The 11181-nt window shown below is 59.2% G+C and carries 17 protein-coding genes; 8 read left to right on the top strand and 9 right to left on the bottom strand.

Translation table 11 applies throughout. The features are described from left to right. Positions 1 to 567 (bottom strand): DMT family transporter (locus tag OK438_08820; protein ID MDA4125527.1); only part of this gene is annotated, 567 nt, incomplete at its 3' end. Between the two features lie 65 nt (positions 568 to 632). Here OK438_08820 and OK438_08815 point away from each other — a divergent pair. Continuing rightward, complete coding sequence (locus OK438_08815; GenBank protein MDA4125526.1) at positions 633 to 1640, top strand: TIGR03617 family F420-dependent LLM class oxidoreductase; 1008 nt, start codon at positions 633 to 635, stop codon at positions 1638 to 1640. On the opposite strand, the gene OK438_08810 is transcribed toward OK438_08815, so the two are convergent. Beyond that, a complete protein-coding gene (locus OK438_08810) occupies positions 1630 to 2211 on the bottom strand; it encodes an O-methyltransferase (protein MDA4125525.1) in 582 nt (193 codons plus the stop codon). The genes OK438_08815 and OK438_08810 overlap by 11 nt on opposite strands. A 98-nt stretch (positions 2212 to 2309) precedes the next feature. Here OK438_08810 and OK438_08805 point away from each other — a divergent pair, with 98 nt between their 5' ends. Together OK438_08805 and OK438_08800 are read left to right on the top strand one after the other, a co-directional pair. Further along, positions 2310 to 2651: an iron-sulfur cluster assembly protein gene (locus tag OK438_08805; protein MDA4125524.1), complete on the top strand. Its 342-nt coding sequence runs from the start codon at positions 2310 to 2312 to the stop codon at positions 2649 to 2651. 309 nt (positions 2652 to 2960) lie between these two features. Further along, entirely contained in the window at positions 2961 to 3320 is a 360-nt protein-coding gene (locus OK438_08800; protein MDA4125523.1) for a hypothetical protein, read from the top strand. A gap of 25 nt (positions 3321 to 3345) precedes the next feature. Here the strand turns inward: OK438_08800 and OK438_08795 are convergent, their stop codons facing one another. Next, the gene (locus tag OK438_08795; GenBank protein ID MDA4125522.1) at positions 3346 to 3474 is read right to left on the bottom strand and encodes a hypothetical protein; all 129 of its coding nucleotides are present in this window, start codon (positions 3472 to 3474) and stop codon (positions 3346 to 3348) included. A gap of 122 nt (positions 3475 to 3596) precedes the next feature. Between OK438_08795 and OK438_08790 the strand changes: the two genes are divergently transcribed. Then, a complete protein-coding gene (locus OK438_08790; protein ID MDA4125521.1) occupies positions 3597 to 4079 on the top strand; it encodes an HIT domain-containing protein in 483 nt (160 codons plus the stop codon). On the opposite strand, the gene OK438_08785 is transcribed toward OK438_08790, so the two are convergent. Continuing rightward, positions 4056 to 5210: a CAP domain-containing protein gene (locus tag OK438_08785; GenBank protein ID MDA4125520.1), complete on the bottom strand. Its 1155-nt coding sequence runs from the start codon at positions 5208 to 5210 to the stop codon at positions 4056 to 4058. The genes OK438_08790 and OK438_08785 overlap by 24 nt on opposite strands. A gap of 128 nt (positions 5211 to 5338) precedes the next feature. Next, the gene (locus tag OK438_08780) at positions 5339 to 5938 is read right to left on the bottom strand and encodes a hypothetical protein (protein MDA4125519.1); all 600 of its coding nucleotides are present in this window, start codon (positions 5936 to 5938) and stop codon (positions 5339 to 5341) included. Between the two features lie 159 nt (positions 5939 to 6097). Here OK438_08780 and OK438_08775 point away from each other — a divergent pair, with 159 nt between their 5' ends. Continuing rightward, positions 6098 to 6832 carry an NAD(P)H-hydrate epimerase gene (locus tag OK438_08775; GenBank protein MDA4125518.1) on the top strand — a complete coding sequence of 245 codons (735 nt, stop codon included), beginning with the start codon at positions 6098 to 6100 and terminating at the stop codon, positions 6830 to 6832. A gap of 44 nt (positions 6833 to 6876) precedes the next feature. Further along, positions 6877 to 7056 (top strand): hypothetical protein, encoded by a 180-nt coding sequence (locus tag OK438_08770; protein ID MDA4125517.1) that lies wholly within the window; start codon positions 6877 to 6879, stop codon positions 7054 to 7056. Between the two features lie 14 nt (positions 7057 to 7070). Here OK438_08770 and OK438_08765 read toward each other — a convergent pair whose 3' ends face one another. After that, complete coding sequence (locus OK438_08765; GenBank protein ID MDA4125516.1) at positions 7071 to 7715, bottom strand: methyltransferase domain-containing protein; 645 nt, start codon at positions 7713 to 7715, stop codon at positions 7071 to 7073. A gap of 85 nt (positions 7716 to 7800) precedes the next feature. On the opposite strand from OK438_08765, the gene OK438_08760 reads away from it, so the two are divergent. Then, the gene (locus tag OK438_08760) at positions 7801 to 8013 is read left to right on the top strand and encodes a hypothetical protein (protein MDA4125515.1); all 213 of its coding nucleotides are present in this window, start codon (positions 7801 to 7803) and stop codon (positions 8011 to 8013) included. Here OK438_08760 and OK438_08755 read toward each other — a convergent pair. Both OK438_08755 and OK438_08750 read right to left on the bottom strand, forming a co-directional pair. Continuing rightward, positions 8010 to 8543: a hypothetical protein gene (locus tag OK438_08755; GenBank protein ID MDA4125514.1), complete on the bottom strand. Its 534-nt coding sequence runs from the start codon at positions 8541 to 8543 to the stop codon at positions 8010 to 8012. The genes OK438_08760 and OK438_08755 overlap by 4 nt on opposite strands. Positions 8544 to 8660: 117 nt before the next feature. Next, the gene (locus OK438_08750; protein ID MDA4125513.1) at positions 8661 to 9263 is read right to left on the bottom strand and encodes a DUF996 domain-containing protein; all 603 of its coding nucleotides are present in this window, start codon (positions 9261 to 9263) and stop codon (positions 8661 to 8663) included. Between the two features lie 94 nt (positions 9264 to 9357). Here OK438_08750 and solA point away from each other — a divergent pair, with 94 nt between their 5' ends. Continuing rightward, positions 9358 to 10488 (top strand): N-methyl-L-tryptophan oxidase, encoded by a 1131-nt coding sequence (gene solA / locus OK438_08745; GenBank protein ID MDA4125512.1) that lies wholly within the window; start codon positions 9358 to 9360, stop codon positions 10486 to 10488. A gap of 17 nt (positions 10489 to 10505) precedes the next feature. On the opposite strand, the gene OK438_08740 is transcribed toward solA, so the two are convergent. Then, on the bottom strand, positions 10506 to 11181 hold a 676-nt coding region (locus tag OK438_08740), incomplete at its 5' end, for a hydantoinase B/oxoprolinase family protein (protein MDA4125511.1).

The raw sequence follows: 11181 nt of genomic DNA, 5'->3' as shown, positions 1-11181 counted from the left end.
TACGACGGCGGGGATGGCGTAGTTCACGAAGGGCGAAGCATAGCCTACCCCGATGTAGACTACGCCGAAGAACACAGATGAGCCGATTGCCGAGCCGACTCCGGCGGTCATGTTGGGAGCACCCCGTCCCCGGAGATAGGCCCTGATTTCGGAGAAGCGGGTGGACAGGAGGACGACCCCGATGATCACCCCGGCTATGGCTATGGTTTGATTGGCGGCGATGACGGTGCCTAGGATTACAATCGATAGGACGGTCGTCACTGCGGGGTAGGTGTATGCGACGGGTGCGACGACCGAGACCACTCCCTTGTGAAAAGCCCGGTAGAGGAAGATGAATGCCACGAAGTTGACCAGGCCTGCCAAGACAAGAGCTATGCCCGAGAAGGTCGGGACGGAGTAGGAGGATGTCAGGAAGGGAAGAAGCGCGAGCAGTACTATGAGCGTCACGACCTGGGAGTAAACCACGGTCTTGTAGTGACCGACCTTCTCCGATTGGTGCCGGGACATGTAGTCCGCCGTCCCCCAGCAGAGGGCGGTCAGGAGACCGAAAACTGCAGAGTAGGCCATGAAGGGGTTCGCTGGCAGCCTTGTTTGGTTCGAGTTTAAGAGCCGTGCTATTGCGGGACGGTCTGTTGAAGGTCGACGCAGAGGTGATGGTCGGGTCCCCTGCGGAGATTCAGGAGCTGTCTATTCGGGCTGAGGAGTATGGGTTCGACGGCCTGTGGGTCAACGAAACCAAGCACGACCCCTTCCTCCAGCTTTCTCTCGCGGCCGTGAACACGAAGAGGATTCAGGTCGGGACTTCGATTGCGCTCGCCTTCACCCGGAGCCCCACCTCCCTGGCGTACACGGCCTGGGACCTCCAGAACCTTTCTGGAGGGAGACTGATTCTGGGGCTTGGAAGCCAGGTGAAGGGACACATCGAGCGGAGGTTTGGGATGAAGTGGGAGAGTCCGGCACCCAAGATGCGGGAGGTGGTTCAGGCCATGAGGGCGGTCTGGGAAAGCTGGCAGACGGGAGCGAAGCTGGACTTCCAGGGGAGGTTCTTCAAGCTGGACCTGATGACGCCCTTCTTCAGTCCGGGACCCCTAGAGCAGCCCAGGATACCCGTCTATTTGGCAGGGGTCAACGAGGGGATGTGCAGGCTTGTTGGGGAGATCGGCGACGGCCTCCACGTCCACCCGTTACATACCATGCGGTACCTGCGGGAGGTGGTAGGGCCTTCGCTGGAAAGAGGCCTGCAGAAGAGCGGGAGGAAGAGAGGAAAAGTAAGCGTCGCTGCATCGGTCTTCGCCGCAGTGGGAGGGAACGAGAGAGAGGTGGACAACGTCAGGCAGGCCTACAGGGATCAGATAGCGTTCTACGCGTCTACCCGGACCTACAGGAGGTTGATGGATCTGCACGGTTGGGGGGACATCTGCGACAGGCTCCACGAGCATTCGGTCAAGGGAGAGTGGGACAAGATGGCTGCGGAGGTGTCAGAGGAGATGCTGGATGAATTCGTCGTCAAGGGGCGTTGGGACGAGATAGGACAGATCCTGTCGAAGAGGTACGGAAGCATGGTGGACAGGGTCAGGCTGTACCTACCGTTCGACGGTGACGAGAGCTGGAAGGACCTGGTCGCAGGGTTCAGAGCTTGACGCTTACTTCCACGGCGTCTCCCTCAGCGACCCCGGCGCCGTATCTGTAGTTGGATCCGGCTTCCTTGTAGGTGCTCCGGTATTTCCCGGAATTCCTGACGTAATCGAGGTAGTCTGCGACCTCCGCCGCGTGTGACTTCACATTGTCAGCGACCACGACGCTCCCCGGGTGGAGGAGGCGCTCGCAGGACTTCAGGTACGTCAGGTACTCGTCCTTCACGGCGTCGAGGAAGGCCATGTCGAAGCTTCCCTTCAAATCGGGGAGTACTTCCTTCGCGTCCCCGACCACGATCCTGACCCTTTCGGTCAACCCGGCCTTCTCTATGTTCGAACACGCGACCTTGGCGATTTCCTCGTTGACTTCGACGCAGGTGATGCGGCCGTCGGCCTTCAGGAGGCGGGCCATCCTGATGGCGCTGTAGCCTACCAGCGTCCCGACCTCGAGGATTGTCTGGGGGCGGTATTCCTTCACGGCCTCGTCGAGGAAGAGGCCTCTTATTGGACCTATGATTGGGAGACCTTTCTGCGGGGCAGTTTCTTCGATCGATTTCAGTACGTCTTCAGGTTTCAAGGATTGAATAGGGGACCGCCTGCGTGTACATAAGTCGGTCGCCGCCAGGCCACGGGACAATCTTTTATAGCGGAAGAGGGTCGTTTTTCAAGAGAAGCATGTCCGTAGAGCAGGTTGACATGAAGGAAGTGCAGAGGCAGATTTCTAAAATCGTCGACCCTGAGATTGGGATGCCAATTGTGGAGATGAATCTGATCGACAAGCTTGACATCAAGGAGGGGAAGGTGGACGTCGAATACCACGCCACCACTCAGTATTGTCCTCCGGTTTTCGCGCTCAAGATATCCCAGGACATCAGGGACAATCTGGCACAGGTGAAGGGAGTGAAATCTGTGAACGTGGTCGTCACAGGGCATTATTTCGCCGACGCGATCAACAGGCAAGTAAACAAGCCAGCTGGCAGCCAGGACCCACAACCTACCCAGCAGCCTCAACAGTAGTCAATCAACTACGCCAGGTCGTTTCAGGATTTCTTAGAACGCCGTTCTTCTTCGCACTTAGAGGGAGCCAGTTCGCGGCTGATTTCGCTAGGTTTGCTACCCTAGCCCACAGAAAAGAGAGTCTGTGGTCCCCTGAACCTTCCGCCCTTGGGTCCCGTTAGCTTGATGTGCCTGCGCCTGCTCATGCTCATGACTCTGTTCAGACCCCCGATGGCAATTGAAACCGCGAATCAACGAAACATGACCATCAGCTCAAAGGACGGGACAGGGCTCCAAGCGTTTAAGTGAAGTCGGCGAGAATCGATCCTCGTGCTCACTGCAGGAGAGGAGGAGTTCAAAGCGCTGGTCGTCTCGATGATCCTAGACTCGAAGACTGAGGACGCGCTCGACCTGCTCTGCAAACACTATCATGTGCAGAGGCCGAGGCTCGGCGTCGGGGTCGTGGAGGGAAGGACGAAGGGGGTGGCCGCGGTCTACTCTCAGGGAAGGAAGGAGATACTGGCCGCCAAGAGGGAATATCTGTTTGACCCTTTCGTTATGATTCATGAGTTCTATCATCACCTTAGGTCGATCAGCGGACACCACAGGGGCACGGAGAAGCAGGCCGACAAGTTCGCGGTGGACTTCGTCGATGCCTACCGAAGGACGGTCCAACGACTCTCGATCTAGCAGAGAACCTAGCCACGTTCGCTCGTCAGAGCCCGACAGAGGACCAGATGTCGTCATCGTTCTCAAGTTCGGTGTAGCCGCATCTGTCGCACTTCGCACCCCTGATGGTCGCGGCCTTTTCCCCACTTCCAAGGGTCCGTTCGTAGGATACCATCTGTCCTGCGTGGCACCTTTCGCAGATCAACTCGTGCGTCGGAAGCCTGCTGGAGTATTAAGCACCGCCCGCATGGCAAGGTTTTTTGCGATTCGATATCCGGTAGGGGAACGTCGAAGGGCATGAAGCGCATTCCTAGCACTGCAGGGGGCGGCCCGGAGGGTTGCGTCTTCTGCGGAATCGTGAGCGGCGCGTCCCCCTCCCATCGGGTCTACGAGGACGAGAAGTACATCGCGTTCCTGGATGCCTTCCCGTTCTCGAAGGGGCACACCCTCGTCTGCCCGAAGGAGCACGGAGAGACGATCTGGGACATGAAAGATGAGGACATTGCTGAGCTATTCCGAGTCGCTTCGAGGGTTTCCAGGGCCGTGGTCGCGGCCGTAGGAGCGGATGGATTTCGGTTCGTGCAGAACAATGGGGAGGCCGCGAACCAGGTGGTCGCCCACGTCCATGTGCACGTCATCCCGGTGAAGATGGAGGACAGGGGAAGGTTTGTGGAAAGAAGACGGTTCTCGGAGGAGGAAATGCGCGGAGCAGCGGAGTCAATCAAGACAGCGATGAAGGCGGAAGAGAATATGGGGTCAGGCCACAAAGACAGAGATTGAAGTGATCGCTGTCGACGTGTCGCTCCCTGTTATGAGATAGACTGTGTAGACTCCAGAGTGATACTGGTTGATGAAGTCCTGGAGCGAGAAGACCAGGTCGACCTGAGTCGAGGTGTACTTCCATGTGCTGGCGTAGGCTGTTATCCCTTGCTGGAATGAGGGGCAGCTCAGGGGAGGACAGGGGGGAAGGACCCCGCCTACGATTGTCCCGGGGTCGTATTCGCGGGGCCCGTTGTTGAGCTGGTAGGGGGTCAGGGCCGAGGGGGTGCTGTCGTAGGCGATGTAGATGGAACCTGAAGTCACGCTCGACTTGAGGAGGGCTCCCACCATGGAGACCGCCGAGGTGTTGGACACGGAGAAATTGAGACTGATGTAGTAGTTCTCGAAGTCCTCCACGAAGAAGACGTTGGTCCCGTTGTAGGCTACGCCTATTGAGACGCGGTTGTGGAGGCCTGTGAGTATGTTGTCCCTGTGGCCGTTGTTGCAGCAGCCGCTGTCGTTGTACATCATCTGGTACTCCAGCCCGCTTATCACAGACTCGACCGAGCTGATGGTCGTGAAGCGTGGCATGCTACACTGGTGAGTCAAGGCGTCAAAGCCGTCGCAGTTGTATGAGTATGCTATGTTCTCCTCGACAGCGCCGTTCCCGCCCAGGAGAGAATAACGCATGTAGGGCTTGAGGCCCTGGGTGTCGACGTGGCTGAAGTAGCCGTGCTTCAGCATCGAATCGGCGTGCTGCTGGCCGGCTTTGGCGTTGCTCAGGGTGACGGGGGCGAGGCTGTAGTTCGCCCTGTCCTGGTTGATCCGGTCCACAGCATACGAGGCGAGGGTGCTGTAGTCAGAAGGATAAGAGATGTTGGCCGAACCTCCCTGGATGATAGGGTCGTAGAGGTTGAAGTTCTGACTCGTGGTCGTGCCGGTCCCTGTTCCGCTGGACAAGGACGATGTCAGCTGGGAGAAGCCGTTCCTGAGGGTTTCGGAGACATAGGGCAGTATCAACACGAAGGCGGCGACCAAGACCAGGGCGACGGCTGCCAAGGCTACGACGCGCCCGGCGCCGGATTTTGACTGTGTCAGCCCAGCCTCATTCCCGGGTCTGACAGATCTGCCGACGTGGGCACTTATCCTCATCTGGTCGTTCCCTACCCGGGCATCATATTAAGCGAACGAATCGTACAAGCCGTTCAATGATTTTGAACCAGAAAGGTCGGTGGACATACAGAAATGCTGGTTCAGTCTGCCTAGCCTGCACGTGAGACCTAGGCGGTCAGGTCTTCTGATTCGCGGCCTTCTAGCGCGCTGGCGGGGATTTCCGGGAAGCTCTCCTTCATCCTCTCTTCGGCTACCGCTGCCGCTTCTTCCATGACCTTGGCTGCGTCCTCGTTGGCCACGTCGAAGTTCAGCGAGAGGCCTCCGGTGGAGCCTGCGTCGACAAGGACGCTGCTGAGGAGCCCTGATATCTCGCCTATCTCCTTGTCAGCTTCTGGGAGGGCGATCCTAAGGTTCTCCTTCATGCTGCGGATGACGGAGACTGCCGGGGCGAGCGTCTGGGCGATTTCACCCATGTCGGTAATCGTTCCGAGCCTCAAAGATATCTGCTCGAGGGCCAGCTGGGCCTGGGTCACCATCTTGCCCATCTTCCTGACCTCGGTCAGCTCGTTGGCGTAGACCGCCGCGTGCTGGGTGTCGTGTTTGGCGAGCGCAGTCACCACCGACCTGAAGATTGTGGAGTCGCGCTGCCTTATCCTACTGACGGAGTTGTCTAACTGCGAAATCAGAACACGTATCTGCTTGTTGGCCTGCTCAATCTGTGGTTTCAGCGGAGTGGGGGGGCGTACGGTCTCCCTGAACCTGTCCATCAAGCCAGGACCTTTGTCTTTTGTCTCCCACTTGTTAGCGAAACCCATGTCTCCCCAGTGTGCGGCTGGAGTTCCTATATCCCGCGGGCTCTAATCCACGTGCCAGTTTGAACAAATTAAATTGACGGCCATTCCAGAATGACGAGGAAGCGAAATATCTTGCGTCCTGCCGGTCTTGTGGCCATGAAGGTGGTCGATGGGCTCGCCTACGTCAGTGCTGAGGAGATGGCCCTCCTCGACAGGACTGCCATAGAAGAGTTCGGGGTCGATGTGCTTTCGCTGATGGAGAACGCCGGGGCTGCGACGGCGGAGGTTGCCAGGCGGATGTTCGGAGGCGGCGTCGGAGGGAAACGTGTCGGAGTTCTCGTTGGGAAGGGGAACAACGGTGGCGATGGGCTGGTGGCGGCGAGGCGCCTACACAACTGGGGAGCGAATGTCGTAGTGATCCTGAGTGAGAAGGAGTCCATGGGGAACGTTCCGAAAACACAGCTCCGGGCGGTCGAGGCGTTGGGAGTCGACATCAAGGGACCCGAAGCCGCCCTCGGGGATTCCGACCTACTGATTGACGCGCTCCTCGGATACAATTCGAGAGGCAGTCCCAGAGAACCGGTTGCTTCGATCATTGCAGGTGCGAACAGGTCGAAGGTGCCAATGCTCGCGGTCGACCTCCCCTCAGGACTAGACGCGACCTCAGGGGAATCGAACGAGCCCTGCGTTGTGGCCAAGGCGACCATCACCATGGCGCTTCCGAAGTTAGGGTTCCTCAATGCTGAAGCGAGAAATTTCGTGGGAGAGCTTTGGCTCGGCGACATTTCACTCCCTGCGGAACTGTACCGGAGATACTCAGTGCGAGCGTCTCCCTTTGACAGGCAGTCGGTTGTTAGGATAGGTTAGATTGGGTCGGCACCCTTAAGACTCTCGTAGGGTCCGACAGGTCGATGATGGAGAAGCTTCCGCCTGCCGACCAGATGAAGTGCCCGAAGTGCGGAAGGATGGAGCTGAGGGTGACTGGCGAGGGCGTGCAATGCAAGATCTGCGGCTACACCCTTTCCCCCGGTGAGTCGGACAAGTACAGGCTCTTCCAGCTACTTCGCGAAGAAAGCAAGGGGAAGAAGTAACGAACCCTTCGGCGTCAGTTTGACGGGGCTGCGAACATAAGGACGGACCAGACCCAGCCGACGGCGATTTCTGAGAGGAGCTTGAACCCGTCCTTCTCCAGCTGTGCCACGACCTGTTTCTTCGAGTGGATGAAGAATCGGAAGCTGTCCCGCCTGAAGATGATTCCCTGGAGCGGGAGGACCAGTCGAAGGAGTCTTGTGGCAATTCTGTTATCGTCGGGCATGGAAACGGCGTAGTAGAGGCGGGCGGCAAAGCTCGAGTTCTGGACGAGGCCGGAGAAATCAGGGTAGCAGCAGATTACGGCGTCTAGCACGACCAGGTCGGCCCTGTCCAGGTGAGTCTTTGCCCCGTCCCCGACCTCGAAGGAAACTGAGCCTGAGAGTCCTTCTTCCGCGGCAAGCGAACGTGCGGCCTCGACCATCCTCGGAGACAGGTCGATTCCTCTGGCGGACGTCGCGCCGTCCTTCAGGAGAGTCAGCGTAAAGCCCCCGACCCCGCAGCCGAGTTCGAGAATGGTCTTCCCGGCGATCCCCCGGTTCCTGAGCGCAGAGCGGATCTCGGTCGCCGTGTCGCTCAATCCGTTCTGTCGGAAGTCATCCAAGTGCCGCTGCGAACGCTCGTCGAAGCAGCAAGCGATGCCCTCGGTGTCAGGATTCACTGCGTTTCATCCCTATGTTCCTTTGGATAAAGCGGTTCCCCTGGCCGCAAATCGTTTAACTCCGCATCGCACGTCCGAAGTTGCGATGTCGCTAAAGGTCAGCAGAGTTTCGAGGACGGCCGCGCTGCTGATAATCGTGGTGGGGATATTCACACTCGTGGTTGGCCTGGCCTCGGCTTTCCTCGAGGACACGGTAGCCGGAATCGCGTTCTTGGCGCTGGGGGTCTTCCTCTACCTGTTCCTGTACGGATTCACCAGCAAAGTCGAGCGCGAGATCGACGACGCAGAACGCGGCTAGCCGACCGGCGGCTGGACCGACTTGAACCTGGCCTTCAGGTTCCTGTCCCAGATCCTCGTAGCAAGGATCCCACCTACGGCACCGCTGACTACGCCAACTATGATGATTGTGGCATAGATCGAGGGGTCACTCGGGAGGATTGGGGTCAGGTAGACTGTGGCGTAGTAGGCCACGGGCCCGACTACTGCAGTGGCAATGGTGAGTGAAACGGCCAGGCGCTTCGAGCTCACGGACTCTGCGGTCTTGACCTTGAGGACGGACGAAACGCCGTCGACCAGAAGGCCGTAGAGGAGGGCGAGGACGAAGGGGTAGAAGTAGAACCCCGGTTCGACGAAGTTGATTAGAAGCCCTGCGACGGCGGCAGTGTAGGTCGCCCCTCCTATCCCGAGAATGATGAAACTCAAACCTAGCAGCATGGCTTCGACGACGACCAGGAGGTCGCCGCTGGGGGGAGGGAGAAGGGGACCCTTCACGATTGCGATTATGACGCCGAAGACCGAGGCTGTGGCGACCTTCCTTGAATCCACCATTCGCCTAGGGCCGGCTCGGGGTAAATATTTAACGATAGTTAGGGAGCCCAACCCACCCGGACTCGTGTGAAAGGAAGGGGTTAGGTTCGCCTGACGGAATCAGTAGGTCGAGGGGGCCTAGGCGGAGGGAGCAGGTGCCATGGTTGGTGATGCCATGGGAAGCTGTTCGGGGATTGAGAAGAAGGCGATTATGTTGAGTATCTCCGACACGAAAATCAGTATGAAACCGACGAGGACGATTGTCAGAGCCGCCCCGATGAGGAAGATCAACCCCGACGTGCTGAACATCCCCACTCCAAGCTTCGTGGCCATGCTACCGTAGCTCTTCCGGACGAAAATCGCTGCGACCAGGAGCAGTATCCAGACGACGGCAAGGCCCGCCACTATGCCGGTGATCAGCTTCACGATGTCAGTCTGAGCTATGCTGGGCACTGAGCCAGGAGCCATCTGAGTTAGGGCGGTGAGGCCGAACGCACTGAAGACCGACGCGGCTATCACGACGACCCCGACCACTATGCCTGCTATCCCGAGGACAATCGCGATGAGCATATTGTTGAAGATGGATGGGTCGGCTACAACCTCGGACACGCGCTTTATTGCGACCAGGACCAGAATTGCCCCCACGATGGCGAGCAGCCATCCCACAGAGGGGACTATGGCCAGCAGCATCAGGATGGACCCGACTCCTCCGTAGGTCTTTGCCTCGGAGAGCTTTGACATCCCGAGGATGCGGAGGGCAGTCGTTATTTGAAGATGATGGGCGGACGCCCAGGGGACCTACAAACTTCATATTCGTCTGAGGCTGTGCGGGCCCGTGCGACACTACGATGCCCTGGTGGTGGGGTGCGGCGCCATGGGGTCGTCGGCGAGTTACCACCTGGCGGCGAAGGGGCTGCGCGTTCTGACCCTGGACAGGTTCGGGCTCAACCACGAATTCGGCTCCTCCCACGGGAGGTCGAGGATCATCAGGCTCGCCTACTATGAGGACGAGAGGTACGTCCCCCTCCTGAGGCGGGCCTTCGAGTCATGGAGGAGCCTCGAGAAGACGTCAGGGAAGGAACTTCTGAAGCTCACAGGGGGCCTGATGATTGGCAGCCCCGAGGGCGAGCTCGTGAAGGGAGTGCTGAATAGCTCGGAGAAGCATGGTATTTCGCATCAGTTGATCTCGGCGAGAGAAATGGGGGAGAGATTCGAGTCGCTTTCGTTCGACGATGGGTTCTCGGCAGTCTACTTGGAAGACGCCGGGATTCTGTTCCCCGAGGAATGCATCAAGGCCTACGCGGGATCGGCCAGGGAAGCCGGATGCGAGTTGAAGTTCTCGGAGCCCGTGACCTCGTGGAAGGGCACACCCGAGGGGGTCGAGGTGGCGGCAGGAGGCGAGGTGTGCGTCGCAGACAGGGTGGTCTTTTGCGCTGGGGCGTGGACTAGGCAACTGCTCGGCGATGTGATCCCGCTCAGCTGCGAGAGGCAGGTCCCGCTCTGGTTCTCGTCTGGCGGGGAGAAGTGCTTCGCCCCTGAAGAGATGCCGGTGTTCATCGCTGAAGAAACCCCGGAGAATTTCTTCTACGGGATTCCGGAGCTCGGGCACGGCGTGAAGGTGGCCCGCACACATCAGGGACAGAAGGTTGAGCCGGACACGGTCAGTAGGACAGTGACCGATGAGGACGTGGCGCCTGTTGCTGGATTCATTTCCAGGAGGATGCGGAAGCTGGGAAGAACGCCCATCGCTTCTGGGACGTGCATCTACACCAACACCCCCGACCTGAACTTCGCCATAGGGCCTCACCCAGACGACTCTAGGATAACGGTGGTAAGCGCCTGCTCGGGGCACGGGTTCAAGTTCGCGAGTGCAATCGGCGAGGTGGCCGCGGACCTGGCCGTCGACGGGAAGACAGACCTGGACATCTCCTTCCTGGGCATCGACAGGTTCCGCGGAAGAACCTAAAGGCAGTCCGTTATCGATTAGCGGTCTGACCAGGAGGCGTACTGTCTTCGGGCTTCCGCAGGGGTGAGAAGCCCGTTCTCCACGTCGGCCGTGACAGACCGCCCGTCGCGGCGCCCAGGGTCGCCGTATCCTCCCCCTCCTGCGGTCCTGATTTCCACCTCATCCCCTGCCTGCAGGGCTAGGGTCGACTTGACCGGGATCCTCCTCTCTCGCCCATACCGCCTTAGGACAGCTTCCGTCCCCTTCCCCGGCCTGCCTCCTTCCAGCCCCCAGGGACGGTGCTTCTCTCTGTCCGCGAGGATTGTGAAGGTGGTCCGCGGGCCGAGGGTTCTGAACGAGCGTACGATGCCGTTGCCCCCTCTGCGCTCTCCGGCGCCTGAACTCCCCTCCCTGAATCCGTACTTCGTTATCATCATGGGAAGTGAGCGCTCGATCTCTTCGACGGGTGTGTTCATGGTGTTCGTCATGTTGCACTGGATCCCGTCCACCCCGTCCATCGACTTCCGTCCCCCCAGGCCGACTCCGATCGTTTCGTAGAACGCCCAGGAGGAGCGACCCTTCCCGCCGCCGACCATCACGTTGTTCATGGAGCCCCCAGAAGCGGCCGGGACCCTGTCCGGAGCGGCCCTGGCAAGCGCCCTGAAGACCAGGTCGGCGTTCCTCTGGCTCGTCTCCACGTTCCCTCCTCCGACT

The sequence above is a fragment of the Nitrososphaerota archaeon genome (assembly GCA_027887005.1).
GTDB lineage: Archaea > Thermoproteota > Nitrososphaeria > Nitrososphaerales > Gagatemarchaeaceae > UBA183.
The sequence above is the reverse complement of the archived record's forward strand: the minus strand, read 5'-3'. Positions and strand labels throughout refer to the sequence as shown.